Annotated in this window: 24 protein-coding genes; 15 read left to right on the plus strand and 9 right to left on the minus strand. The window is 64.1% G+C overall.

What is annotated here, in order from left to right; genetic code table 11:
• Positions 1-158 precede the first annotated feature (158 nt).
• The gene (metB, locus tag MUW49_RS01750; protein ID WP_069651922.1) at positions 159-1,337 is read left to right on the plus strand and encodes a cystathionine gamma-synthase; all 1,179 of its coding nucleotides are present in this window, start codon (positions 159-161) and stop codon (positions 1,335-1,337) included.
• Positions 1,337-3,790: a bifunctional aspartate kinase/homoserine dehydrogenase II gene (locus MUW49_RS01755; RefSeq protein ID WP_128296181.1), complete on the plus strand. Its 2,454-nt coding sequence runs from the start codon at positions 1,337-1,339 to the stop codon at positions 3,788-3,790. Before metB ends, MUW49_RS01755 begins: the two co-directional genes overlap by 1 nt.
• A gap of 67 nt (positions 3,791-3,857) precedes the next feature.
• On the opposite strand, the gene MUW49_RS01760 is transcribed toward MUW49_RS01755, so the two are convergent.
• On the minus strand, positions 3,858-4,547 hold the full coding sequence (locus tag MUW49_RS01760; RefSeq protein ID WP_010675703.1) for an LrgB family protein: 690 nt from the start codon (positions 4,545-4,547) through the stop codon (positions 3,858-3,860).
• Positions 4,540-4,941 carry a CidA/LrgA family protein gene (locus tag MUW49_RS01765; protein WP_039040574.1) on the minus strand — a complete coding sequence of 134 codons (402 nt, stop codon included), beginning with the start codon at positions 4,939-4,941 and terminating at the stop codon, positions 4,540-4,542. Before MUW49_RS01765 ends, MUW49_RS01760 begins: the two co-directional genes overlap by 8 nt.
• A gap of 128 nt (positions 4,942-5,069) precedes the next feature.
• On the opposite strand from MUW49_RS01765, the gene MUW49_RS01770 reads away from it, so the two are divergent.
• The gene (locus tag MUW49_RS01770) at positions 5,070-5,945 is read left to right on the plus strand and encodes a LysR family transcriptional regulator (RefSeq protein ID WP_171865714.1); all 876 of its coding nucleotides are present in this window, start codon (positions 5,070-5,072) and stop codon (positions 5,943-5,945) included.
• Positions 5,946-5,960: 15 nt separating this feature from the next.
• Here the strand turns inward: MUW49_RS01770 and MUW49_RS01775 are convergent, their stop codons facing one another.
• The 3 genes from MUW49_RS01775 to MUW49_RS01785 form a co-directional block, all read right to left on the minus strand.
• The gene (locus MUW49_RS01775) at positions 5,961-6,791 is read right to left on the minus strand and encodes a transporter substrate-binding domain-containing protein (RefSeq protein ID WP_223930336.1); all 831 of its coding nucleotides are present in this window, start codon (positions 6,789-6,791) and stop codon (positions 5,961-5,963) included.
• Positions 6,775-7,659 (minus strand): hypothetical protein, encoded by an 885-nt coding sequence (locus MUW49_RS01780; RefSeq protein ID WP_043152958.1) that lies wholly within the window; start codon positions 7,657-7,659, stop codon positions 6,775-6,777. The genes MUW49_RS01775 and MUW49_RS01780 overlap by 17 nt, the downstream gene beginning before the upstream one ends.
• Positions 7,660-7,761: 102 nt before the next feature.
• On the minus strand, positions 7,762-9,189 hold the full coding sequence (locus MUW49_RS01785; RefSeq protein ID WP_103858797.1) for a PLP-dependent aminotransferase family protein: 1,428 nt from the start codon (positions 9,187-9,189) through the stop codon (positions 7,762-7,764).
• A 252-nt stretch (positions 9,190-9,441) separates the two neighbouring features.
• Here MUW49_RS01785 and MUW49_RS01790 point away from each other — a divergent pair, with 252 nt between their 5' ends.
• The 3 genes from MUW49_RS01790 to MUW49_RS01800 are packed head-to-tail and all read left to right on the plus strand — an operon-like array spanning position 9,442 to position 11,122.
• Entirely contained in the window at positions 9,442-9,909 is a 468-nt protein-coding gene (locus MUW49_RS01790; protein WP_010675697.1) for an OsmC family protein, read from the plus strand.
• Positions 9,910-9,927: 18 nt separating this feature from the next.
• On the plus strand, positions 9,928-10,365 hold the full coding sequence (locus MUW49_RS01795; RefSeq protein ID WP_042878345.1) for a rhodanese-like domain-containing protein: 438 nt from the start codon (positions 9,928-9,930) through the stop codon (positions 10,363-10,365).
• Positions 10,355-11,122 (plus strand): GNAT family protein, encoded by a 768-nt coding sequence (locus MUW49_RS01800; RefSeq protein ID WP_244812353.1) that lies wholly within the window; start codon positions 10,355-10,357, stop codon positions 11,120-11,122. Before MUW49_RS01795 ends, MUW49_RS01800 begins: the two co-directional genes overlap by 11 nt.
• A gap of 127 nt (positions 11,123-11,249) precedes the next feature.
• Here MUW49_RS01800 and ybaK read toward each other — a convergent pair whose 3' ends face one another.
• Positions 11,250-11,720: a Cys-tRNA(Pro) deacylase gene (gene ybaK / locus MUW49_RS01805; protein WP_043152781.1), complete on the minus strand. Its 471-nt coding sequence runs from the start codon at positions 11,718-11,720 to the stop codon at positions 11,250-11,252.
• Positions 11,721-11,901: 181 nt separating this feature from the next.
• On the opposite strand from ybaK, the gene MUW49_RS01810 reads away from it, so the two are divergent.
• A complete protein-coding gene (locus MUW49_RS01810) occupies positions 11,902-13,383 on the plus strand; it encodes a sensor domain-containing diguanylate cyclase (protein WP_069651918.1) in 1,482 nt (493 codons plus the stop codon).
• 166 nt (positions 13,384-13,549) lie between these two features.
• On the opposite strand, the gene ppc is transcribed toward MUW49_RS01810, so the two are convergent.
• Together ppc and argE are read right to left on the minus strand one after the other, a co-directional pair.
• Positions 13,550-16,183, minus strand: coding sequence for a phosphoenolpyruvate carboxylase (gene ppc, locus MUW49_RS01815; protein WP_043152777.1), 2,634 nt, complete (start codon positions 16,181-16,183; stop codon positions 13,550-13,552).
• Positions 16,184-16,396: 213 nt separating this feature from the next.
• The gene (gene argE / locus MUW49_RS01820) at positions 16,397-17,542 is read right to left on the minus strand and encodes an acetylornithine deacetylase (protein ID WP_039040568.1); all 1,146 of its coding nucleotides are present in this window, start codon (positions 17,540-17,542) and stop codon (positions 16,397-16,399) included.
• 261 nt (positions 17,543-17,803) lie between these two features.
• Between argE and argC the strand changes: the two genes are divergently transcribed.
• From argC to argH, 5 genes are all read left to right on the plus strand, one after another.
• On the plus strand, positions 17,804-18,811 hold the full coding sequence (gene argC, locus MUW49_RS01825; protein WP_042864921.1) for an N-acetyl-gamma-glutamyl-phosphate reductase: 1,008 nt from the start codon (positions 17,804-17,806) through the stop codon (positions 18,809-18,811).
• A gap of 23 nt (positions 18,812-18,834) precedes the next feature.
• Positions 18,835-19,614, plus strand: coding sequence for an acetylglutamate kinase (gene argB / locus MUW49_RS01830; protein WP_010675689.1), 780 nt, complete (start codon positions 18,835-18,837; stop codon positions 19,612-19,614).
• 25 nt (positions 19,615-19,639) lie between these two features.
• Positions 19,640-20,557: an ornithine carbamoyltransferase gene (locus MUW49_RS01835; RefSeq protein WP_010675688.1), complete on the plus strand. Its 918-nt coding sequence runs from the start codon at positions 19,640-19,642 to the stop codon at positions 20,555-20,557.
• Positions 20,558-20,613: 56 nt separating this feature from the next.
• Positions 20,614-21,849 (plus strand): argininosuccinate synthase, encoded by a 1,236-nt coding sequence (locus MUW49_RS01840; RefSeq protein ID WP_010675687.1) that lies wholly within the window; start codon positions 20,614-20,616, stop codon positions 21,847-21,849.
• Between the two features lie 202 nt (positions 21,850-22,051).
• Complete coding sequence (argH, locus tag MUW49_RS01845; RefSeq protein ID WP_128313695.1) at positions 22,052-23,437, plus strand: argininosuccinate lyase; 1,386 nt, start codon at positions 22,052-22,054, stop codon at positions 23,435-23,437.
• Here argH and MUW49_RS01850 read toward each other — a convergent pair.
• On the minus strand, positions 23,434-24,414 hold the full coding sequence (locus MUW49_RS01850; protein WP_223954762.1) for a LysR substrate-binding domain-containing protein: 981 nt from the start codon (positions 24,412-24,414) through the stop codon (positions 23,434-23,436). The two genes, argH and MUW49_RS01850, sit on opposite strands and share 4 nt — an antisense overlap.
• Positions 24,415-24,510: 96 nt before the next feature.
• Between MUW49_RS01850 and MUW49_RS01855 the strand changes: the two genes are divergently transcribed.
• From MUW49_RS01855 to MUW49_RS01865, 3 genes are read left to right on the plus strand one after another with little or no spacing between them, the layout of a single operon-like run.
• Positions 24,511-24,837, plus strand: a complete 327-nt coding sequence (locus MUW49_RS01855; protein ID WP_128313077.1) for a carboxymuconolactone decarboxylase family protein — start codon at positions 24,511-24,513, stop codon at positions 24,835-24,837.
• The gene (locus tag MUW49_RS01860; protein WP_128313078.1) at positions 24,828-25,220 is read left to right on the plus strand and encodes a tautomerase family protein; all 393 of its coding nucleotides are present in this window, start codon (positions 24,828-24,830) and stop codon (positions 25,218-25,220) included. Before MUW49_RS01855 ends, MUW49_RS01860 begins: the two co-directional genes overlap by 10 nt.
• Entirely contained in the window at positions 25,217-25,741 is a 525-nt protein-coding gene (locus MUW49_RS01865; protein WP_244812354.1) for a DUF4865 family protein, read from the plus strand. Before MUW49_RS01860 ends, MUW49_RS01865 begins: the two co-directional genes overlap by 4 nt.
• Positions 25,742-25,910 lie beyond the last annotated feature (169 nt).

The following is a 25,910-nucleotide window of genomic DNA, read 5'->3' on the forward strand; positions in this document are numbered from 1 at the left end:
AACAGCAAAGCCATTTAGACGTCTAGAAGTGTTGACGGCTTTTTTAAGGTGGCGTAGTGTGGTGCACCATGGGCCGGCAGTCCGGCCAGCGAAAATGAGAGCGGGGCTGGACGACCCACGAGGCGGACCGGCTCCGGCAACCCATCAAGGAGAGTGACATGACCCACAAGGCCACCCTGGCGGTACGCACCGGGATTGAGACAGACACGCAGCACGGTGCCGTGGTGCCCCCCATCTACCTCTCCAGCAACTACACCTTTGCCGACTTTGGCGAGCCCCGTCAATACGACTATGCCCGCTCCGGCAACCCGACCCGCACCAATCTGGCGGACGCCCTGGCGGCCCTGGAAGGGGGGGCCGGCGCCGTGGTGACCGGCACCGGCATGGGGGCCGTTCACCTGGTGACCACGGCTCTGCTCAAGGCGGGGGATCTGCTGATCGCCCCCCACGACTGCTACGGCGGTACCTGGCGCCTGTTCGAGTATCTGGCGGCCAAGGGCCACTACCAGGTGCAGTTCGTGGATCAGGGAGACGAGGGGGCGCTGGCCGCCGCACTGGCCCAGAAACCCGCACTGGTGTGGGTGGAGACCCCCTCCAATCCGCTGCTGCGGGTGGTGGACATCGCCGCCATCGCCGAGGCCTCCCACGGGGTGGGGGCCCAGGTGGTGGTGGACAACACCTTCCTCTCCCCCTTGCTGCAACAGCCCCTGGCCCTTGGTGCCGACGTGGTGGTCCACTCCACAACCAAGTACATCAACGGCCACTCCGACGTGGTAGGAGGTGTGGCGATCGCCAAGGATCAGGCTCTGGCCGACTCCCTGGTGTGGTGGGCCAACTGCCTGGGGCTCACCTCCGGTGCCTTTGACTCCTACCTCACCCTGCGGGGCCTGCGCACCCTGGCTCCGCGCCTGCGCACCCATCAGGAGAACACGGATCGCATCCTCGCCTTCTTGCAGCAGCAGCCGCTGGTCAAGCGGATCTATCACCCCAGCCTGCCGAGCCATCCGGGCCACGACATTGCGCGCCGTCAACAGTCCGGCTTTGGCGCCATGCTAAGTTTTGAGCTCGATTGCAACGAGACGGGGCTGCGCGCCTTCCTCGCGGGGCTGCGCCTCTTCTCGGTGGCGGAGTCCCTCGGCGGGGTGGAGAGTCTGGTGGCCCATCCGGCCAGCATGACCCACAGGGCCATGACCCCTGCGGCCCAGCAGGCGGCGGGTATCAGTGCCCAGTTGCTGCGCCTGTCGGTGGGGATCGAACACGGTGAGGATCTGGTGGCCGATCTGGCCCAGGGGTTTGAACAGGCGCAGTTGGCACAACAGGCAGAGCAGGTGAAGTAATGGAACAACAACAAGGAGAGTGTGTGGTGGCAACAGAGGCAGTCTTCAAGCGGCGCCATGTACACAAGTTCGGCGGCAGCAGCTTGGCGGATCCGGTCTGTTATCGCCGGGTCGCCAGCATCGTCGAGCAACAGGTGGGGGGCAACGAGCTGGTGGTGGTCTCCGCCGCGGGCAAGACCACCAACCGGCTGATCCAGCTGGTGGAGCTGGCGGAAGCGGGGGATGAGGCCGCAGGCGAAGCCATCACCGCCCTGCACGCCTATCAGCAGAGCCTGATCGACGGCCTGCTGGAAGGGGAGCTTCACCTCGATCTGAGCCAGCAATTGACGGGCGACATGCAGCTGATCGCCAAGACCCTGGAGGGGCAGTTTGACCGCTTCGAGCGCAACGGCCTGCTCGCCTTTGGCGAGGTGTGGTCCGCCCGTCTGCTGGCTGCCCTGCTCACCAGCCGGGGTGAGGCGGCCGCCTGGCTCGATGCTCGCAGTTTCCTGCGCGCAGAAGACGGCGCCCTCATCAAGGTGGATACCGCCCTCTCCAGCGAGCTGCTCAAGGCCCGCCTGGCCGAGCACGCCGGTCGCATCGTGGTGACCGGCTTCATCGCCGCCGACATGGAGGGGCGTTCCCTGCTGCTGGGGCGCAACGGCTCCGACTACAGTGCCAGCCTCCTGGCGGCGCTGGCGGACGGGGAGTCGACTACCATCTGGAGCGACGTGGCCGGGGTCTACAGTGCCGACCCGCGCCGGGTGAAAGAGGCGCGTCTGCTGGAGCGCCTGAGCCTGGCCGAGGCCAACGAGCTGGCGCGCCTGGGCTCCTCGGTGCTGCATTCGCGTACCCTGCAGCCGGTGGCCGACAGCCGTCAGCGCCTCACCCTGCGCTGCAGCTACAATCCGGACGAAGGCTGCACCCACATCCTGCGCCGTGCGCCCCGCTCCGGCGGTGCCCGCATCGTCTCCTCGGTGGATCAGATAGCCCTCATCGAGCTCAAGGTGCTGCCGCAGACTGACTTTGAGCAGACAGTGGCGGCCATCGAGGCCCATCTGGCCCGCCATCGCCTCCATCCGCTCACCCTGCAGCGCCAGCCGGATCGGCGGGTGCTGCGTCTGGCCTACACCCTGGAGGTGGCACAAGGGGCCTTCGAGGTGCTCCGTGACTTCCAGTTGCAGGGCAACTTTACCGGCCTCATCCAGAAGGAAGGGTTCAGCCTGGTCGCCCTGGTGGGGGCCGGCGTCACCGACAATGCCGAGCAGTGCCACCGTTTCTACCAGCTGCTGGCGGATCAGCCTCTGGAGTTCGTGCAGGTGGCCAAAGACGGCCTGAGCCTGGTGGCCGTGCTGCGCCAGATCGTGCTGGAGCCGCTGCTCATCGCTCTGCACAGTGCCCTGTTCAGCCGCCCGACCCGGGTCGGGCTGGTGGTGTTCGGCAAAGGCAATATCGGCGGTCACTGGCTGGGGCTCTACGCCCGCGAGAAGGCGCGCCTCGAGCATGAGCTCAATCTGGCGCTCACCCTCTACGGGGTCTTCGACTCCAAGGGCGGGCTGCTGGACGAAGAGGGGCTGGATCCCCTCAAGGTACAGGACAACTTCAATCCCAAGCCGCTTATCTGGCCGGAGCTGCTCTCCCAGCTGGAGCAGCACAGTTTTGACTCCCTGATCGCGCTCGACATGACCGCCAGCGAGACGGTGAGCCGCTACTACCCGGACTTTGCCCAGCTCGGCATCCACATCATCGCCGCCAACAAGTTTGCCGGTGCCGCCGACAGCGAGTTTTACCAGCGCATCAAGCAGACCTGCCGCGACCACCAGGTGCAATGGCGCTACAACGCCACCGTGGGGGCCGGGCTGCCCATCCAGTCCAGCATCCAGATGCTGCGCCAGAGCGGTGACCGCATCCAGGGGGTCTCCGGCATCTTCTCCGGCACCCTCTCCTGGCTGTTCCAGCAGTATGACGGCACTCGCCCCTTCTCCGAACTGGTGGACGAGGCGTGGCAACACGGCCTGACCGAGCCGGATCCCCGGGAGGATCTCTCCGGTCAGGATGTGCGCCGCAAGCTGCTCATCCTGGCGCGGGAGGCGGGCTTCGAGCTCGACTCCGCCGACATCGAGCTGGAGAACCTGGTGCCGGTGGCCCTGCGCAAGGTGACCGCCGATCAGTTCATGGACAGGCTCAAGGAGCTGGATGACCCTATCCAGACCGCCTTCGAGGGGGCGCGCCGGGTCGGCAAGGTGCTGCGCTATGTCGCCCGATTCGAACACGACGGCAAGGCCCGCGTCGGGCTGGAGGCGCTGGAGCCCCATCACCCGTTTGCCAACCTCTTGCCCTGCGACAACGTGTTCGCCATCGAGAGCGACAGCTATCGCACCAACCCCCTGGTGATCCAGGGGCCGGGAGCGGGCCGGGAAGTGACGGCCGCCGCCATCCAGTACGATCTCTGGCAGATCTGCGCCAGCCTCTGAGGCTGCGTGACACGATGCAATGAGAAAAGGCGCCCCAGGGCGCCTTTTCTGTTATCGGGTGGTGGAGTTACCAGAACAGCCGGCCCAGGAGGGGGGCGAGCAGCACGGTGGCCATGCCGGCGATCATCATCACCATGCTGGAGACCACCCCCTCCTCGTTGCCCATCTGATAGGCCCTGGCTGTCCCGGCCCCGTGGGCCGAGGCACCAAAGCCCGCGCCCTTGCCGAGGCGGCTGCGGATGGCGAGCACGGTGAGCACGCTTTCTCCCACCGCCATGCCGATGACGCCGGTCAGCACCACGAACAGGGCGGTGAGATCGGCGTTGCCACCCACAGAACGGGTCGCCTCCACCGCGAAGGGGGTGGTGATGGATCTCATGGCCATGCTGCGCTGCAACAGCTCGGAGAGGTTGAGCCAGCGGGCCAGCAGCACTGTGCTGCCCACCGCCATCACCACGGACGCCACGACCCCGACCGAGAGGGAGAGCCAGTGGCGGCGCATCAGCTGGCGATTCTCGTAGACGGGCACTGCGAAGGCGACGGTGGCAGGGCCCAGCAGCCAGAGCAGCCAGTGGGATTCGGCCATGTAGTCCCGGTAGGGAATGTGGAACAGCATCACCACGGCCACCAGCAGGGTGGGGGCCAGCAGCAGCGGCATCAGGGGCAGGATGCGCTTTTTGCCATAGAGCCACTTGCTGGCGTAGTAGAAGAGCAGGGTCAGGGCGAAGCAGAGCAGGCCGAGCAGGGTGTCAGACATGGCGGCGACTCCGGCGGGCCAGCTTCAGCTCGAGGCGATAGACCCTGTCCACCACCAGCGCCGTAGTGCCGAGCACCAGCACGGTGCTGACGATCAGGACCACCATGATGCGCCACCCCTCCTGCAGCAGCAGCTCCTGATAGTTGACCACGGCCACCACGGCGGGGACGAAGAAGAGCAGCATCTCCGCCAGCAGCCAGCGGGCCCCGGCACTGAACCACTGGGCCTTGACCACCCCGAGCAGGATGCAGACCAGCAGCAGCAACATGCCGGTGAGGTTGGCGGGCAGGGGCAGGTGCAAGGTGCGCACTGCGATGTCGGCCAGCAACCAGATGGCCGCCAGCAGGGCGATTTGGAAGGGGGTTTGCAACCAGCGAAGGCAGAGGGTTTTCATGGCAAGCGTCTTTCTGTGAACCTGCTCACAGTATAGAGAGGGACCAAACCTGCAAAAAATGAATTTAAATTATCAAAATCATGCCAAATAGGCATGATTTAGCCAGCCATCCCCGTCAAGAGAGCACCATGGATATTCGAGCCTTGCGTTACTTCGTCGAGCTGGTGCGGGAGCAGAGCTTCACCCGCGCCTCCGAGAAGCTGTTCGTCACCCAGCCCACCATCAGCAAAATGATCCGCAACATGGAAGAGGAGCTGGGCCAGCCCCTGCTGAGCCGGGTCGGCCGCCGCTTCACCCTGACCGACAGCGGCCAGGTGCTGTTCAATCGGGCCCAGACCATCCTGGCGGAGATGCAGCAGCTGGAGGCGGAGCTGGCGGATCTGCAGAGCCTGCAATCCGGGCGTCTTGCTCTCGGCATCCCGCCCATGGTGGGCCATGTCTATGCGGATCTCATTCGTACCTATCGCAGCCGCTACCCCGGTGTGGAGCTATCCATCGTCGAATATGGCGGGCGGCGCATCGAGCAGGCGGTGCTGGCGGGGGAGCTGGATCTCGCCATCACCATGCTGCCGACCAGGGAAGAGGGGGCCCTCTGCACCCTGGATCTGGACAGTTACCCCATCCGGGTGGTGCTACCGGACCTGCCCCGCTGGCGCGAGGGGGGCGAGATCCGGCTGGAGGCTCTGCGGGACGAACCCTTCCTGCTCTATACCCAGGCCTTCACCCTGAGCGAGCGGCTGGAGCAGGCCTGCGAGCAAGCCGGGTTCGTGCCCCAGGTGGCGGCCCGCAGCAGCCAGTGGGACTTCCTCACCGCCATGGTGCGAAGCGGCATGGGGGTCGCCTTCCTGCCAGAGCCCATCTGCCGGCGGCTGACGCCGGACGGGCTGGTGTTGCGCCCTCTGGCCCCGGCGCTGAGCTGGCGACTCGGGGTGATCTGGCCAGGGGATCGCTACCTCTCCCGCACCGCCGAGGCCTGGCTTGCCCTGTGCCGCGAGCAGGGCTGAGGGGCGGGCCTGGGGTTAGGGGGTCCCCGGTGACGCCATGCCTGTGACGAAGCGGGCATAGGCTGCTGAGTGTCGCACCTCCTCAATCTCGTCCCACACCTGTTGGCTGAGATCGGGGTGGGCCTGATGGAAGGGGTGGGAGAAGATGAGGTAGTAGGGTTTTTCGACCAGGGGAGGGGTGATCCGCTCGAGTGTGGCCTGCAGCTGCGGGTGGGCGGCCAGGGTCCGTTCTGCGACCCCGGTTTGCAGGGCGGCGGCAACGGCGCGCTGCATCGCGACCTTCTTGAGCAGGATCAGTGGCTCCCTGCTGGAGTCATCCACCCTGACACCGCTCTCCTGCAGCTGGGCGACGATGGAGAAGCCGGATTGCGCCGCAATGACGCCATGGGCGACGAGTTGCCGGCCATCCCAGCGAACCTGTCCGCCTTTTGGCTGGTAGAGGCTGTAGCTCTCGGTGAGCAGGCGCTTGGCGGGATCAGGTGCTCCGTGTCGCATGGGATAGACCCCTATGGTGCGAGCACGCTCTTCGCTGTAGCTCAGCTTGACGGCGGCATCGAGCTGGCCCTGGCTGACGAGGGAGAGGCAGCGTTTCCAGGGCAGGGGGGTGAGAATGATGGGGTGCCCGATCCGGTTTGCCACCTCCTTGAGGTGGAACTGCACTATCCCCTCGCCGGACATCAGCAACCAGGGAGGCGAATCACTGTTCTCCATGCAGGCTCGAATGCTGCCGGGGGCGGCCATGACGCAGGTCGGCAGCAACCAGAGCAGCAGCGCCAGGCAGAGAGTGCGCAAGGGGAGCCTGCCTGACAGGGGAAAACCGGCGAGCCAGTCAGGGAGCGATGCCAAAGTCATCCCTCATCGGGTCATAGAGATAGGAGCGGTAGTCGGTGCTCTCGTCGGGCAACTGCGGGTTGGTCAGCCGGAAGATCTGGCGTGAATCGAGCCGGGCAAAGACCAGGGAAGGCTGGAAATGATGGCGCCAGAGGCGCTGCAGGGAGCCATCTTTCCAGGCCAGTTGCAGGCCGCGCAAAAGGCGCTCGCGCTCCTTGCTGTAGGTGGCGTGGCTGTAGAGGGAGTGGATGAGCGGATAGAAGAGGGCGACATGGCTATCCACGGTCAGCCCCGGCAGGCCGGGTCTGTGGTTTTTCCACTCGCTCAATATCTCGTTGGCACCACGGCAGAAGAGATCGATCCGGCCACGGGCCACCAGGCGAAACAGTGACTCATAGTTATCCACCTCCTGCACCCTGAAGCCGTTGTAGCGCAGGATGTCGGCATCCCGCCAGCCTGTGCCCACCCCTTGCGTGAACTGCTGCAACTGGGACAGGGTGTGAACCCCGGCCAGGGCCTGGGCACGGGCGCTGCCGACAAAACAGACCCGGTAGCCGAGCACGCCCAGATCGATGGGGAAGGGGACCAGGGTGACGCCGGGTTGAGGGATCTCCTGGGGCCAGCTGTCGACGATGAAGAGGGCATTCTTGCCCGGCGTTTGCACTTCGAGCCGCATCCTCGCCTTGTTCATCCTGATGGCGTCGAGCAGTTCATAGTCGCCGTAATCGGGCCGTGTTTTCTCCAGCGCCAGCCGCATCGCCGCCCGGTAATAATTCATGCGGACATCCTGTTGGGTTTCCCCGGTGATCAGGGTGAAGCGGGTGGCCGCCATCGTGAGGGACGGGAGGGAGAGGGCGAGCAAAAGGAGCAGGATTCGATGCATCTTGACCGGGTTAGGCAACGGGATTGTGCCCAGTATAGACGGGCCATTCCCGTCGACACAGCGCTATCAGGCTCTGGCAGATCTGACCTCTTGAGAAGGGGGTCATGCGGATTTCATCAAGAGACCCAGGCGACGACATAGCTGGCGCAGCGTCTGGTTGTCGAGGCAGCCAAAGCCGAGCAGCCACCCTTCCAGCGTCGGCGGGCCCAGGTAGAACTGGCCCAGATGGCGCAGCCCCAGCCCGCAGGCGTTGGCGGCATCGGTCCAGCGCGCCTCGCCACCGGGGGGCAGCAGCACGGCGCACTGCAGGCCGGCGCCGCTGTGGATGGGAGTAAGCCCCGGGCAGTGCTCTGCCAGTTCCGCCAGCAGCAGATCCCGTCTGCTCTGGTAGAGGAGGCGGCTCTGGCGCAGGTGGGTGGCGAAGTGCCCGCCCCGGATGAAGTCTGCCGTGACCGCTTGCTGCAACTGGTTGCTGTGGCCGTCGACGGCGGCCCGGGCGCGGCAGAAGGAGTCCATCAGCGGCCTGGGCAGCACCAGGTAGGCGAGGCGCAGCGAGCCGAACAGCACCTTGCTGAAGGTGCCCACATAGATCACCCGCCCCTGGCCGTCGAGCCCCTGCAGGGCGGGCAGGGGACGCTGATCATACTGGTACTCCCCGTCGTAATCGTCCTCCAGGATCCAGGCGCCGTGACGCTCTGCCTCGGCCAGCAGCGCCATGCGGCGGGGCAGGCTCATGGGGACGCCAAGGGGATACTGGTGTGCCGGGGTGCAGTAGATGAGGCGTGGTGCAGGATGATCCCCATGAGGGTTGAGCCCCTCTTCATCCACCGGCACCGGATGCACCCGGGCACCGGCGCTCTCCATGGCGGTGCGAGCCCCGGGATAACCGGGGTCTTCCACCCAGACGGTGTCACCGGCATCGATGAGCAACTGGGTCGCCAGCAGGATCCCCTGCTGGGAGCTGGTGAGGATCAGGATCTGATCCGGCTCGCACACCACGCCGCGTGACTGCACCAGATAGCTGCTGATGGCGGCGCGAAGTTCCCCAAGCCCCTGGGGATCCCCGTAGTTCATCCAGTCGCTGGCGCGCTGGCGCCACTGTTGCTGCATCAGCCGACCCCAGAGTGCCTGGGGGAAGAGACGGGGATCCGGCTGGCTGGAAGCAAAGGTGGTGCCCACCTCGGGCACGTCGTGACAGGCGCCACCCAGGGCCATCTCCTGGCCGCGACGGGAGAGGCCAGCCGCTGACTGGGGCGGGCGCGGCGCGGGGCGCACCGCCGCCAGGGCGACAAAGCTGCCGGCGCCCACCTTGCGCACCAGATACCCCTCCGCCTCGAGCCGGCCATAGGCCAGTTCCACCGTGCTGCGGGAGATACCGAGATCCCGGGCCAGGAGACGGCTGGCGGGGAGGCGGCTGTGCAGGGGCAGGTGGCCCGCCAGGATGGCCTCGCGTAGGGTACGCACCAGTTGTTCGTGCAGGGGCAGATCCCCTTGCTGCTGGCTGGCGAAGAGCGTTGGCAGAACGGTCATGGTGTGCTCCCGTTGGCGCGGGGGTTGTACCTCTTTCGAGGCAGGGATCCTGCTCGCAGGGCATGGCGCGGCTGTGGGGCTGGCGACCGACGGGCAGAGCGGGTGGGGTGGATGGTCATGGTGGCGGCCCGATGAAATTGGTCTGCCCATATTGGCAAAATTGGTCGGCGTGGCAAGGCCATTTTGTCGCTACATTGGTGGTCACAGGGTGGCGCCAGCAGGCGGCACGGATTGGCAACACAAGGAGTCTGCATGTCGGAATACAGTGCCACCATCAGTTGGCAGCGGGGGGAACACGAGCCCTTCGTCGATCAGCGTTACAGCCGGGCCCATGAGTGGGCGTTTGATGGCGGGGTCAGGGTGCCGGCCTCCTCCTCTCCCCATGTGGTGCCGCTGCCTTACTCGGTGGCGGAACATGTGGACCCGGAAGAGGCGTTTGTGGCGGCCCTCTCCAGTTGCCACATGCTCACCTTCCTCTGGCTGGCGGCGAAGGCGGGCTATCGGGTAGAGAGCTACCGGGACGAAGCGGTCGGCATCATGGCGAAAAACGGGCAAGGTCGCCTCGCCATGACCCGGGTCACCCTGCGTCCCAGGGTGATCTTCGGGGGAGAGCAGGAGCCCGCCCTGGCCGATCTGGAGCAGTTGCACCACCAGGCCCATGAGGAGTGCTTCATCGCCAACTCGGTCAACACCGTCGTCACCACAGAGATCGTCATCTAGTCATCAGGAGCGTTCAGGATGAGTCATGTATTGAGCACAGGGGTGGCAGGGGCCGCCGAAGCCAGCGCCTTTTTCGAGGCCCAGCTGAAGTTTCGTACCGATCCGGCGGATCTGGCCGCCGATCTGCTGGCCGGGGCGGCGGGGATCGTGGTCATCGATACCCGCTCCCCCGCACACTATGCCGAGGGGCACATCCCCGGCGCCATCTCCTTCCCCCACAGGACCATGACGGCGTCGACCACGGCGGTACTGGACCGGAACCTGGTGTATGTCTGCTATTGCGACGGCATCGGCTGCAACGGTTCGACCCAGGGGGCCTACAAGCTGGCGTCCCTCGGGTTTGAGGTCAAGGAGTTGATAGGGGGTCTGCACTGGTGGCGTCAGGACGGTTTCGCCGTCGCCACGGGCAGCGAGCCCGGAGTGCTGCTGGAAGGGGGAATTGCCTGTGCCTGTTGAACGTTGCAATGAGGGGGGCGACGCCTCCCTGTCCGGCGCCGCCCTTTTCAACGACTTTGGGCAGCCTCTGGGGCGTGCGCTGCCAGAATGGCGCGGCGCTGAGTTCCCTCCCCACCGTGCACTGCATGGCTGGGGCTGTCGTCTCGAGCCCCTTGATCCCGAGCGCCATCTGGGGGATCTGTGGCGGGCATTCAGTGCCGACAGCGGGGCCATGTGGACTTACCTGACCAGCGGCCCTTTCGCGGACGAGGCCGCCATGGGGGTCTGGCTGCGGGAGGTCGCCACCAAGCGGGATCCCCAGTTCTACGGCATCATCGACGAGGCGAGCGGCAAGGCGCTGGGACTGGCGAGCTACCTGCGCATCGACCCCCTGGCGGGCAGTATAGAGGTGGGCTGGCTTCACTTCTCCCCCGCCATGCAGCAGTCACGGCTGGCGACGGCGGCCATGGTGTTGATGATGGCCAATGCCTTTGCTCTGGGATACCGGCGCTACGAGTGGAAGTGCAATGCCCTGAACCTGCCTTCGCGCCAGGCGGCCCTGCGCCTCGGCTTTCACTATGAGGGGACCTTCCGTCAGGCGCGGGTGGACAAGGGACACAACCGGGATACGGCCTGGTTCTCCGTCATCGACAGCGAGTGGCCCGCCCTGAAAGGGTGCTTCGAGCGCTGGCTGGAGGACGGCAACTTCGACCATGCCGGGCGTCAGCGTCGCCGACTCTCCGAACTGACCGCCGCCTGCCGCTCTGCGGCGTGTTGAGGGCGGCAGATCACCCGCCGGGACGGGGCGGTTTCCGGTGCCGGGGCTTTGGGTATCCTTCGCACACAGGCGCCAGATCCGACATCCAGACGCAAGAGGCGCCAGTCATGGCGCCTCTTTTGTTTGTTCAGTCGTGATGATCGCCGATGGGGGCCGCAATCCAGTTCATCAGCCGGACCATGTCCCCGGGGGCCACGCCGACCGAGAGCCCCCGCTTGCCACCGCTCACCAGGATCTCGTCGAAGGCCATGGCGGAGTCGTCCAGCACGGTGGGCAGCAGCTTCTTCTGGGCCAGGGGACTGATGCCGCCCACCTTGTAGCCGGTCAGCTTTTCGGCTTCCGCCGGCTTCATCATCTCCACCTTCTTGAGCCCGGTGGCCTTGGCGAGCTGCTTGAGGCTGCACATGCCCGAGGAGGGCACGATGGCCACCACCGCCTGCTTGTCGTGATGGGCGAGCAGGGTCTTGAACACCTGCGCCTGGGGCAGACCCAGCTGGGTAGCGGCATGCTTGCCGAAGTCGTCGTGGGCTTCGCACTCGTAGGGGTAGAGCCTGTGGGGGATCTTGAGCTTTTTCAGCAAGTTGATGGCGGGTGTCATGGGGTCTCCTCGAACCGTGGCAAGGCCAGACAGTCTGCGCCCGGGAGCCGGATGTGGCAAGAACCAGTCTTCACACCCAATCGGGGCCTGTGTTAGCGTAACCGGGTGCCGGATCCTATGATTTGGGCACTTGTCCCCGCATTCCAATGCAATGCGCCGGCGATCGAAAGGAATCGTAGCCATGAATACCACAGCACTTTGCGCTCGCGATATCGACGCGATGGATCGATATGAGACCCTCGCCAGGCTGACCGCCCTTGATCGGGCCTATGGCATGGTCGAGTTCGATCTCGATGGTCGCATGGTGTCGGTCAATCCCCTGTTTTGCGACATGCTGGGTTATCCCCCCGAAGCGCTGGTGGGCCAGTCCCATCTCATGCTCTTGCCGCCGGATCTGCAGGCCGAGCATGAGCTCTTCTGGCAGAGGGTATTGGGTGGCGAGATCCAGTCGGGGGAGTTTCGCCGGGTCAGGCAAGGTGGCAACCCCCTCTGGCTCCATGCCACCTACATGCCCGTGACCGACGAGGCAGGCATCCTGCTGGGGGTGGTCAAGCTGGCGCACGACATTACCTCGGCTGTGATGGCCAAGCAGCGGGTCGAGCAGCAGAGCCAGCTGTTTGACATCGTGGTGGCCGCTCACCAGAGTTTTCTGCTCGATCGCAATCTCGGCTCCGCCTGCGACACCGTCTTCGAGCGGCTGCTGAGCGTGAGCGAAAGCTCCTATGGTTTCATCGGCATCATCCAGTACGAGGATGGCCGCCCCAGTCTCTATGTCCCCTCCATCTCCAATGTCTCCTGGGACGAGGCGACCCATGCCTGGTATGAGCAGCAGCGCCAGAGCCGGGGCGGGCTCATCTTCAGCAAGCTCGACAACCTGTTTGGGCACGTGGTGACCCACAATACCCTGGTGTGCTGCAACGATCTGCCGAGCCATCCAGCCAGTCGCGGTGTCTCCCCCCGTGGTCATCCACACCTGGAGAGCTTCCTCGGCATTCCCATCCGCCACAAGGGAGAGGCGATCGGCATGATCGCCCTGGCCAACCGCCCGGGTGGCTTTGACGAGACCCATGTCAGCCTGCTCGAGCCCCTCACCACGGCCCTTGGCACCCTTATCCACGCCCGCAACCTGGAGGATGAGCGCAGCCGCATGGAGCGGGTGCTGCGCTTCAACGCCGAGCACGACTTCTTGACCAAGCTGCCCAACCGCAGCAGCTTTTTCCAGCAGGCAAACGTGTTGCTGGATCACGTCCAGCACCATCCCGCCGAAGGGGAGGCCTGCTGCTTGGCCTTGATTGACATCGACTTCTTCAAGCAAATCAATGATGTATATGGACACCTTGCCGGGGATGCCGTGCTGGCGTCGCTGGCGGGGCTCCTGATGCAGGCGGTGCGCAGCAAGGATCTGGTGGCGCGATTTGGCGGGGAGGAGTTCATCCTGCTGCTGCGGGGCACGACCCTGGAGGAGGCCCACACCATCATGGAGCGCATCCGGCACCAGGTGGAGCAGCACACCTTCCTGTACCAGCATCAGGCGATCACCGTCACCATCAGCGTGGGGCTCACCCCCTATCAGATGAGTTACAGGCGCATGGATGACTGGCTTCAGTGCGTGGACCAGCGACTTTATGAGGCAAAACGTCGTGGTCGCAACCAGGTATCCTGATGAGAGGCTATATCGCGAAATAAAACAGGGCGCCATCATGGCGCCCTGTTTGTTGTGGATGTTTTTTTCCCTTAGAGGGGGCTGTGCTGGCGGCAATATAGGGATCCCCGTGCCCGGCAGAGACGAAAAAGGGCGCCGGGGCGCCCTTGTTTGCAACGGTCCGGGATCAGCCGGTGTTGCGCATGCCGGCGGCGATGCCGGCGATGGTGACCATCAGCGCCTGATCCAGCTCGGGGTGCAGGGTCTCCGGGTGGTTGCGGGAGCGATTGAGCAGCTCGGCCTGCAGCACGTTGAGCGGGTCGGTGTAGGGGTTGCGCAGCTTGATGGACTCCTTGATCCAGGGCTGATCGTCCAGCAGGTCGCCCTGCGGGCGCAGTTTCAGCACCACCTCGATGGAGTCGGCAAGCTCCTGACGCAGCTGCGTGCCGAGTGCCCACAGGTTCTCCGGCACCAGGCGGGTGTCATAGTATTCCGCCAGCCAGAGGTCGGCCTTGAGGAACACCATCTCCAGCATTTCGAGACGGGTGCGGAAGAAGGGCCACTGGCGGCTCATCTCGTCCAGCACACTCTTCTGGCCGTCGTCGATGGCCTGTTGCAATCCCTTGTGGGCGCCGAGCCAGGCCGGCAGCATCAGCCGGTTCTGGGTCCAGGCGAAGATCCAGGGGATGGCGCGCAGGCTCTCGACACCGCCGTTGGGCTTGCGCTTGGCGGGGCGGGAACCGAGCGGCAGCTTGCCGAGCTCCATCTCCGGGGTGGCGGCACGGAAGTAAGGCACGAAGTCCGGGTGACCGCGCACGATACTGCGGTAGTGATCGCAGGAGACAGACGCCAGCTGCTCCATCACGGCGCGCCAGCTCTCTTTCGGCTTGGGCGGCGGCAGCAGGTTCCCCTCCAGCACGGCGCTGGTGTAGAGGTTCAGGCTCTGGATGGCCACCTTCGGCAGGCCGAACTTGAAGCGGATCATCTCTCCCTGTTCGGTGACCCGCAGGCCGCCGCGCAGGGATCCCGGGGGTTGGGAGAGGATCGCCTGATGGGCGGGGGCGCCGCCACGGCCGACGGTACCGCCACGGCCATGGAACAGGGTGAGGCGGATGTTGTTGGCTTCAGCCAGCGCCACCAGGGATTCCATGGCGGCGTACTGGGCCCAGCCAGCGGCCATCATGCCCGCATCCTTGGCTGAGTCGGAGTAGCCGATCATCACGTACTGACGGCCCTGGATGTAACCGCGATACCAGTCCACCGACAGCAGGCGTTCCATCACGGCGGTGCCCGCCATCAGGTCTTCCTGGGTCTCGAACAGCGGGGCAACCGGCATGCGGAACTTGCAGCCAGCTTCCTTCAGCAACAGCTGGACCGCCAAGACATCGGACGGGGCACCGGCCATGGAGATGATGTAGATGCCGAACGCATCGGGGTCGTGCTGGGCGATGACGCGACAGGTGTCGATGGTCTCGCGGGTCTCGGCACTGGGATCCCAGTCGCTCGGGATGAGGGGGCGGCGGGAGTTCAGCTCGCGCAGCAGGAAGGCCTGCTTGTCTTCTTCGCTCCACTCGGCGTAGTCGCCCACACCCAGGTAGCGGGTCAGCTCGGAGAAGACCTGACCGTGACGCTCGCCATCCTGACGGATGTCCAGCTTGACCAGGTGGATGCCGAAGCAGGCCAGCTTGCGCAGCACGTCCAGCAGCATGCCGTCGGCGATATTGCCCATGCCGCAGGCATGCAGGGAGTGGTAGCAGAGCTCCAGGGGCTCGCGCAGCTGGGCGGTGCTCTTGACCAGATCCCGGCTCTCGCTCGCCTGGCCCTGTACCTTGGCGGTCAGGTACTCCTGGGTCTCGCGCAGTTGCTCGCGCAGCTCACGCACCAGGGCGCGATAGGGCTCGGGATTGTCGCCGACCCTGGCACGCACGGCGTCGGTGCAATCGGCCATGGAGAGCTCGGAGGTGAGCTCCTTGATGTCCTTGTAGAACAGGCTCACCGCCATCCAGCGGCCCAGCTCCAGCACTTCGGCGGTCACCTTGGCGGTGACGAAGGGGTTGCCGTCGCGGTCACCGCCCATCCAGGAGGTGAACTTGACCGGCGCGGCGTCCAGCGGCAGCCGCACACCCAGATGGTGTTGCAGGCGCTCGTCCAGATTGCGCATGAATTCGGGGATGGCCGGCCACAGGCTGTTTTCTACCACGGCGAAGCCCCACTTGGCTTCGTCCACCGGGGTCGGGCGCTGTTCGCGGATCTCGTTGGTGTGCCAGGCCTGGTTGACCAGTTGCTCGATGCGACTCTGGATCTTGTCCCGCTCGCGGGGCAGCAGATCGGACAGTTCCAGGGCCTCGAGGCAGTCGTTGAGCTGCACGTGCTTGTGGATCAGGGTACGACGGGTCACCTCGGTGGGGTGAGCGGTCAGCACCAGATCGATGTCCAGCTCGCGCACGGCCTGGATGATGGCCTCCTGGGACAGGTTGGAGGCTTTCAGCTTGTCGAACATCTGCTCCAGCGGGTCCGGGGTGCAGACCTGCTCTTCGCAGCGACGGGAGATGGTGTGGAACTGCTCCGCCACGTTCGCCAGGTTGAGGAACTGGCTGAAGGCACGGGCCACGGGCAGCAGTTCGTCATCGGAGAGGGTACGCAGGGTGTCGAGCAGGCGCTCTCTGTCTGCCTCGTTCCCCTTGCGGGAAGACTTGGCCAGTTGGCGAATGGTCTCAATCTTGTCGAGGAAGGCCTGCCCCTGATGATCCTTGATGGATTTCCCCAGCAGTTGGCCCAACATGCCTACGTTGGCCCGTAGTGCGGCGTACTTTTCGTTCATTCCACATCCTTATTTTGTTGGTGCCTCCTGACCTTCCAGGCGGGAGGCGACCTCACTTATTGTTGTGCGATTACAACATATGCTCCGTCATCTTAGGGGGACAATCTACCCAGATTGTCTGCGCAAGGTCAAATAACAAGCCGATTCAGAACATGTATTTCCCTCACCTGTCCCAAGGCGCCTGTCATGTAACTTACTTACATCCCTGTTTGGCTAGACGCAGAAGCGCCGGATCAGGTGCTGCAGCACCGCCGTGGTCGGTTTGACGAACGACAGATCCAGGTATTCATCGGGCTGGTGGGCCTGGGTGATATGGCCTGGGCCCATCACTATGGTCTCGCAACCCAGCTGCTGGATAAAGGGGGCTTCGGTGCAATAGTTCACGGACTCGGCGGCCCGGCCGCTCGCCTTTTCCGCCTCCCGCACCAGCTCGGAGTCATCCTGGCAGGCATAGGCCGGAATGGGTTCGTGCAGGTGCTGCAGGTGCAGGCAGCCGGGCTGGTGGATCTCGATGGGGGAGAGCGCCTCTTTCAACATGCCCATCAGCTCGTCGGGGCCCACCTGCGGGGTGGGGCGCATGTCGATGTGCAGCTCGCAGCAGCCGCAGATGCGGTTCGGGCTGTCGCCCCCCTGGATGTAGCCGAGGTTCAGGGTGGGCTGGGGCACGGCGAAGCGGTGATCCGCGTACTTCTCCTTCAAATCCTGCTGGAGCCTGAGCACCTGACCCATGGCCTTGTGCATGATCTCCATGGCATTGACGCCGTTGGCGGGATCCGAACTGTGGCCGCTTCGGCCTGTGATGCGAATGGCTTCCGACATGTGGCCCTTGTGGGCCACCACGGGCACCAGCCCGGTGGGTTCGCCGATCACCGCGTAGTCGGGTTTGAGTTCGGCTGCGGCGGCGATGGCGCGGGCCCCGGCCATGGTGGTCTCTTCATCGGCGGTGGCCAGGATGCGCAGCGGCTTGCTCAGGGTCTTGAGGTCGACTTCCTTGAGCGCTTCCACGATAAAGGCGAAGAAGCCCTTCATGTCGATGGTGCCGAGCCCGTACAGGCGGTTGCCCTCTTCGGTCACCTTGAAGGGATCCTTTGTCCAGGCTCCTTCATCGAAGGGAACCGTATCCGTGTGACCTGCGAGCAGCAGCCCCCCTTCTCCCTGACCATAGGTTGCCACCAGGTTGAACTTGCCCGGCAGATCCGGCAGGGCCGTCACCTCGCACTGGAATCCAAGCTGGCCGAACCAGTCGGCCAGCAGCCGGATTACCGCCTCATTGCTCTGATCCCAGCGAGTATCCGTGCTGCTGATAGAGGGAATCGCAATAATATTCTTATAAAGTGAAAAAAAATCCAGTTTGGCCATCAGCTCCTCCTTGCGTCCCCGGAGTGTTTCTGTTAGAAAATACAAATGCAAAGTGAGTGCATGAATATTCTGTTCGAGTGCTCATCGACAAGGCCTCTAGTTGTAAGGGAAAGTTAATGTTCTGTCACCTGATCTGTAACCGACGACGCATATCCGCCTGAATTGCCCCTCCGCACTCGTTGCATCAAAGGGGCGATAGCCGACCCCTTGCACCGCAGCACCATGCTGTGAATTTCGAACCCAGACTTGGAATACTCAAACATGCTTAAGACCGTTATCGTCGGTGCCAGTGGCTACGCGGGGGCCGAACTGGCCGCTCTGGTCCAGAACCATCCACAACTCGAGCTATTCGGCCTCTATGTTTCCGCCGGCAGCCAGGACGCCCACAAGCGCTTCTCTTCCCTGCATCCCCAATGGGTGGGCAAGCTGGATCAGCCGCTGCTGCCCCTGGACGAAGACGGCATGACCCGGATCCTGACCCAGGCCGATCTGGTGGTGCTGGCCACTGCTCACGAGGTGAGTGCGGAACTCGCGCCCAAGTTCCTGGCCAAGGGGTTGCCGGTGTTCGATCTCTCCGGTGCCTTCCGGGTCAACGATCAGCAGTTCTACTCCTCCTTCTACGGCTTCACTCACGAGAATGAGCAGTGGCTGGAGCAGGCCGCTTACGGTCTGGCCGAGTGGAATGCCGATGCCGTCAAGGCCGCCCAGCTGATTGCTGTGCCGGGATGCTACCCGACCGCCTCCCTGTGCGCCCTCAAGCCGCTGCAACAGGCCGGGCTGATTGCTCAGGGGTGGCAGCCCATCATCAATGCGGTTTCCGGCGTCTCCGGGGCCGGTCGCAAGGCCGCCATCAACACCAGTTTCTGCGAAGTGAGCCTCAATCCCTACGGCACCTTCAATCACAGGCACCAGCCGGAGATCAGCCACCACCTTGGCAAGGAGGTGCTGTTCCAGCCCCACCTCGGCAACTATGTGCGGGGCATCCTGGCCACCATCTATGTGCAACTGGCGGAAGGGGTGACGCACACCCAGGTGGATCAGGCCTACCTCAAGGCCTACGAAGGCAAGCCGCTGGTACGCCTCACCGGCCAGATGCCCTCCATCCGCGGCGTGGCGAGCACGCCCTACTGCGACATCGCCTGGCAGCAGCAGGGCAACATGCTGGTGGTGGTTTCTGCCATCGACAACCTGCTCAAGGGGGCCGCCTCGCAAGCCATGCAGTGCATAAATATCAAGTTTGGTTTTGAACCGGCCACCGGCCTGATTTAACGCTTTAAGAAAGGATCGAGAAGATGGACAAGCAGACGCTGGTAATCAAGTTGGGTGGTGCCCTGATCGAGAACGACGAGGCCCTGACCGCCCTGTTCGCCACCCTGAAGACCTTCCTGGATGATCAGCACCGTCCTCTGGTGCTGGTGCACGGTGGTGGCTGCCTGGTGGACGACCTGCTCAAGGGGCTGGGCATGACCTCCACCAAGAAGAACGGCCTGCGGGTGACCCCGTTCGAGCAGATCCCCGTGATTGCCGGTGCCCTGGCCGGGACCGCCAACAAGATGATGATGGCCAAGGCCATCTCCACCGGCATTCCTGCTGTGGGTCTGTGCCTCGCCGACGGCGGTCTGTGCCAGGTGACCCAGCTCGATCCGGATCTCGGTGCGGTCGGTGACTGCAAGCCGGGCAACCCGGCGCTGGTGGCCGGCATCCTGGGGCAGGGCTTCCTGCCGGTGGTGAGCTCCATCGGCATTACCGCCGACGGACAGATGATGAACGTCAATGCGGATCAGGCGGCCACCGCCATTGCCGAGGCGCTGGGCGCCGATCTGGTGATGCTGTCGGATGTGAGCGGCATTCTGGATGGCAAGGGCAAGCTGGTGCCGCAACTGGACAAGCAGAGCGCGCTGGACCTGATGGAGAAGGGGGTTATCACGGACGGCATGGCGGTCAAGGTGAAAGCCGCCCTGCACGCCGCCGAAACCCTGGGCAAGCCGGTCTGTGTCGCCAGCTGGCGCTACCCGGATCAGCTGCTCAAGCTGCTGGCTGGCGGCGCTGTCGGCACCCAGGTCACCCTCTGATCTCCACCGGGAAAAGGACAATCCGATGCAACATCTTCTGAAAGACAGTGATTTAAGCAAGGCCCAGATCGAGGCGCTGCTGGCGCTTGGCAAGGCGGTCAAGGCCGATCCGAAGAAATACAGCCAGGCCCTGGCGGGCAAGAGCGTGGTCACCCTGTTCGAGAAGCCCTCCCTGCGTACCCGGGTCACCTTCGACATCGGCATCGCCAAACTGGGTGGTCACAGCGTCTATCTGGATCAGCAGAACGGGGCGCTCGGCAAGCGGGAGTCGGTGAAGGATTTCGCCAGCAACCTGTCCCGCTGGTGTGACGCCATCGTCGCCCGGGTATTCGATCACCAGACCCTGGTCGAGCTGGCCGAGTTCGGCTCGGTGCCTGTGGTCAACAGCCTGTGCAACCTCTACCACCCCTGCCAGGGGCTGGCGGATTTCATGACCATCAGCGAGCACTACAGCGACCTGTCCAAGGTGAAGCTGGCCTATCTCGGCGATGGCAACAACGTGAGCCACTCCCTGCTGCTGCTGGGGGCGACCCTCGGCACCGACGTGACCCTGGTCTGCCCGAAAGGTCATGGCCCGGATACCCAGATCTTCCTGCAGGCCCAGGCGCTGGCAGCTCAATCTGGCGCGACCATACATATCAGCGATGATGTCGCGGATATCGAAGGCTTTGACGTGGTTTATACCGATACCTGGGTTTCCATGGGTGACAACACACCAATGGAGCAGGTAAAAGATATCTTCATGCCTTATCAGATCAACCAGGCCCTGCTCGATCGGACCGGCATCCAGCACGTGCTGCACTGCCAGCCGGCCCACCGGGAGCTGGAGATCACCTCGGAGGTCATGGACGGCCCAGCCTCCCTCATCATGGATGAGGCAGAAAACCGGATGCATATTCAGAACGCCGTGCTGCTGACCCTGTTCGGACAGGGCCAGAAGTAATCCGGCAACCGACCCGGAATCACCCCTTTTTATCGAATCATCACGGAGAGAAGTAAATGAGCGGAATCAACAAGATCGTACTGGCTTACTCGGGCGGACTGGATACCTCGGCCATCATTCCCTGGCTGAAGGAGCACTATGACGCTGAAATCATCGCCTTCGTCGCCGACGTCGGTCAGGAGCGTGACGATCTGGAAGGGATCGAGCAGAAGGCCATCGCCTCCGGCGCGGTCAAGTGCATCGTCAAGGATCTGCGGGAAGAGTTCGTCAAAGAGTACGTCTACCCGACCCTGAAGACCGGCGCCGTCTATGAAGGCACCTACCTGCTGGGTACCTCCATGGCCCGTCCGGTGATCGCCAAGGCGATGGTCGAGGCTGCCCTGGCGGAAGGGGCTGATGCCATCTCCCACGGTTGCACCGGCAAGGGCAACGACCAGGTGCGGTTCGAAGGGGCGGTAGCTGCTCTGGCGCCCCAGCTGAAAGTGATCGCCCCGTGGCGGTTGTGGGACATGCGCTCCCGGGAAGATCTGCTGGCCTATCTGGAAGCCCGCAACATCCCCTGCAAGGCGACCCTGAAGAAGATCTACAGCCGCGACGCCAACGCCTGGCACATCTCCACCGAGGGTGGCGAGCTGGAGAGCACCTGGAACGAGCCGTCCGAAGCGGTCTGGCAGTGGACAGTCTCTGCAGAGGATGCCCCGAACGAGCCGGAATACGTCAAGCTGACCGTGGCCAAGGGCGAAGTGGTGGCCGTTGACGATCAGCCGCTCAGCCCGCACCAGATCCTGACCACCCTGAACGAGCGTGCCGGCAAGCACGGCGTGGGCCGGATCGACATCACCGAGAACCGGATGGTGGGCATGAAGTCCCGTGGCTGCTACGAGACCCCGGGTGGTACCGTGATGGTTGCCGCACTGCGCGCCGTGGAAGAGCTGGTACTGGACAGACCGACCCGCGCCTGGCGGGAAAAACTCGGCGCCGAGTTCTCCCACCTGGTGTATGACGGTCGCTGGTTCACCCCGCTGTGCAAGGCCATTGTCGCCTCCGCCAACGCCATCGCCGAGGAGCTCGACGGTGAAGTGGTGCTGAAGATGTACAAGGGTCAGGTCACCGCGGTGCAGAAGAAGTCGCCGAACAGCCTCTACTCCGAAGACTTCGCCACCTTCGGTGCCGACGAAGTGTACGACCAGAGCCATGCCGAAGGCTTCATCCGTCTCTACACCCTGGCGAGCCGGATCCGCGCCATGAAAGAGCAGCATCAAGCCATCGGTGGCGACCATACCCACGGCTAAGCAAGCGCTATCACCCGTTGATACGAGGGGGCATGGCCCCCTCTTTTACAGGCAGAGAGGCCCTTTGCCATCCTCATCGGGTGTGACAAGAGCGGCTGCGCCCTGGGCGCTTCTGTGAGATAACAGGCTCGCAGAAAAACAGGGCAAGATTTCAAGTTCGACGGCGCAAGGCGCCGCCGACAACGCATTCAAGGAGAGCAGTATGGCACTTTGGGGTGGACGCTTCAGTCAGGGAGCCGATAGCCGGTTCAAGCAGTTCAACGATTCGCTGCGGTTCGATTACCGGCTGGCGGAGCAGGATATTCAGGGCTCCATGGCCTGGGCCAAAGCGCTGGTCAAGGTGGGCGTGTTGACCGAGGGTGAGCAGGTCAAGTTGCAGCAGGCGATGGAAGTGCTGCTCGCCTCCGTGCAGCAGGATCCCCAGCAGATCCTGAACTCGGACGCCGAAGACATCCACTCCTGGGTCGAGAGCCAGCTCATCGACGCCGTCGGCGCCCTTGGCAAGAAGCTGCACACCGGTCGCTCGCGCAACGATCAGGTCGCCACCGACCTCAAACTCTGGTGCAAGGCACAGGGCGAGCTGCTGCTCGGTTCCATCACCGCCCTGCAACAGGGGCTGGTGGCCTCCGCCCGTGCCAACCAGGCCGCGGTACTGCCGGGTTACACCCACCTGCAGCGTGCCCAGCCGGTCACTTACGCCCACTGGGCCCTGGCCTATGTGGAGATGCTGGAGCGGGACCATTCCCGTCTGCAGGATGCCCTCAAGCGCCTCGACACCAGCCCGCTTGGCTGCGGCGCCCTGGCGGGCACCGCCTATGCCATCGACCGGGAGGCGCTGGCGCTCGACATGGGCTTTAGCGGCGCCACCCGCAACAGCCTGGATTCGGTCTCCGACCGGGATCACGTGGTGGAGCTGATGCACGTGGCGTCCCTCTCCATGACCCACCTGTCGCGCTTTGCCGAAGACCTCATCTTCTACAACACCGGCGAGGCGGGCTTTGTCGAGCTGTCTGACGCCGTCACTTCCGGCTCGTCGCTGATGCCGCAGAAGAAGAACCCGGACGCGCTGGAGCTCATTCGTGGCAAGACCGGCCGGGTGGTCGGTGCCCAGATGGGCATGCTGATGAGCCTCAAGGCGCTGCCGCTGGCCTACAACAAGGACATGCAGGAAGACAAAGAGGGGCTGTTCGACGCCCTCGATACCTGGCACGACTGCCTCGACATGGCGGCGCTGGTGCTCATCGATCTGAAGGTCAATGGCGAGCGCACCATGGCAGCGGCCCAGGGCGGCTACGCCAACGCCACCGAGCTGGCGGACTATCTGGTGGCCAAGGGGATTCCGTTCCGTGAGGCGCACCATATCGTCGGCGAGACCGTGGTCTATGCGATCCAGGTGAAAAAGCCCCTGGAAGAACTCTCCCTCCCCGAGTTCCAGCGCTTCAGCCCCGTGGTGGGGGAGGATGTTTACCCGAACCTGGAGCTGGAAGCGACTCTGGCCAAGCGGGTTGCCAAGGGAGGCGTCGCTCGCGAGCAGATAGAGGCAGCCCTCACCGCCGCCGAGGCCTGGCTGGCCAAACGGGCGGGTTAAGCCAAGCGGCTCGCCATGGGAACAAGAAGGCAGAACGGCAACCCCAGGGTTGCCGTTTTTTTATGGGTACGCCTCGGCGCCGTGGGGCGCGTTGACCAGGCGCTGGCATGATGCACGGCGTCCGTGAGCAGTCGTTGCAACTGGCTCCTGGCCTCGTCGGTTTCATGGCAGGCAGTGAGCAGCACCACCCCCAGGGTGCCCGGTGAGGGCAGCACGCCGCCGAGGGTGGCGAGACTGGCCGGCATGCCGATGGCGGAACGCACCGTGATCCCGAGCCCGGCCTGTACGGCGGCCCAGATCCCACCCAGGCTCTGGCTGGTGAAGGCGATCCGCCAGGGGATCCCGGCATCGTCGAGGGCGCGGATGGCCCGTGCCCGCATCAGGCAGGGGGCATCGAAGAGCACCAGGGGCAGGGGCTCCCCGCGCGCGAGCAAAGGGGCGGGGTCCCACTCGGGGTGGGCAATCCAGGCCAGTTGCACCACCTCGATGAGGGGAAGATCCTCCCGCTCTCCCTGTGGCTGCCAGGCGAGGGCCATGTCGAGGGTGCCCTCCCTGATCCCCTGCACCAGGGCCCCGTTGCGATCGATGCGGGTCGTCATGCGCAGGGCCGGGTGCTGGCGACAGAGGGGTCCCAGCACGGCGGGGAGCAAAGATTCACCGAAGTCCTCCTGCACCCCGAGCCGGATCTCCCCTTGCAGCAATTCCCCTTTGAGGGCGAGCACGGCTTCGTCATTGAGCTCCAGCAGCCGCTTGGCGTAGCCCAGCAGGCGCTCACCGCTGGCCGTCGGCACCAGGTGACGTCCCTGCTTCATGACCAGAACGGTGCCGCACTGCTGTTCGAGTTTTTTCAACTGGGCACTGACCGCCGAGGTGGAGCGGCACAGCCGCTGCGCCGCCAGCGCAAAGCTGCCGCACTCCAGCCCCAGCACGTAGCTGCGCAGGGCATCGAGATCCAGACTGGGGGGAAGGGGTGACATGACTATCCTTATAATCGGGATGATTGGTCTTAAATATTTCGATTTTTTAAATTGTAGCAGTGAGGGAGAGTGGCTTCATCTACCAAGGAGATTGCCATGACACCCGATGTTCCCGATCGCGCCACCCTGGCGCAGCTTGCCCCCCGACTCGCCCGACTGGCGGAAGAGACGCTGTTTGGCGATATCTGGCAGCGCCCCACCCTCTCGGCCCGCGAGCGCAGCCTGATCACCCTGGCCATCCTGGCGTCACTGGGCCGGGTGCAACAACTGCCCTGGCATATTGCATTCGCCCGGCAAAACGGCCTGTCCCGGGATGAGCTGGAAGAGCTGTTCACCCATCTTGCCTTCTACGCCGGTTTGCCCGCCGCAGTGACGGCCGTGGGCTATCTGCCCGCCCGCGAGGAGGTGACCCCATGCCGCTGACCCGCATCACCCTGTGCGAGGGGATGAGCGACGCACACCTGCAACAACTCAGCGCCCTCTACCACCAGACCCTGGTGGAGGTGTTCGAGGTGCCGCCGAAGGATAAATTCCAGATCCTCGAGATCTTGCCTGCCAGTGCGCTCATCTATGACCCCCACTACCAGACCGGCCGCCGGGACCAGGGTTTCATCCTCTTCCAGATCCTGGCGGGCAAGGTGCGCAGCACCGCGACCAGGGAGCGGCTTTATGCACGTCTCGCCGAGCGCCTTGAGGCCGAGCTTGGGATCCATCCCGACAACCTCATGGTGGTGATCCAGCAGAACGATGCCGAGGCGTGGAGTTTCGGCCAGGGCCGGATGTTCAGACAGGAGGTGGCCTCATGATCGCCATGCACTACCGATTCACCCTGCCCGCAGACTACGACATGGCGCTGATCGAGCAGCGGATCGCCAGCAATGGCGCCAGACTGGACGGCTTTCCCGGTCTGTTGTTCAAGGCCTATCTCTACAGCCGTCAGGACGATGGGGCCCTGCCGGGGCAGGAGAACCGCTATGCCCCCTTCTATGTGTGGCACAGCGCCGAGGCGATGCACCGATTCCTGGCAAGCGAGGGATTCGCGGCGCTCACCCGGCATTTCGGCTGGCCCCGCATCGAGACCTGGCATCTGCTGCGGTCGCCGGATCCGGCCTCCCTCGACGGGGCTTGCATGGCCAGGCTGCGGCGCACCAAGGTCACTTCCCACGGCGAGCTTGCCGACCTGCACGGCGAGGCCATGGTGAGCGGCTGGGATCTCACCCGATGGGAATGGCTGGAGGCGGATTTTCTCCTGTCCCTCTCATCGCCCTTGCCTGGCGGGGGCGAGATCTACCGTATCGGCTATCTGGCGAAGGGGGGAGGGGGGTAAAGCGGAATTATCTTTGTCATTGATGTTGTTTTTCCATTCACTTGGGCTGTGAAGGTGATATTCGCATCGTGAACATAGGGTGTTATATCGCGTTTGTGGATGATGATGTGGAATTGCGGCACCTGCGGCAATGAACTGGCTCAGTGGGCACATTCGGGGTGACGGCCCG

The organism is Aeromonas sp. LsrichE-8G (genome assembly GCF_022869435.1).
GTDB lineage: Bacteria > Pseudomonadota > Gammaproteobacteria > Enterobacterales > Aeromonadaceae > Aeromonas > Aeromonas caviae.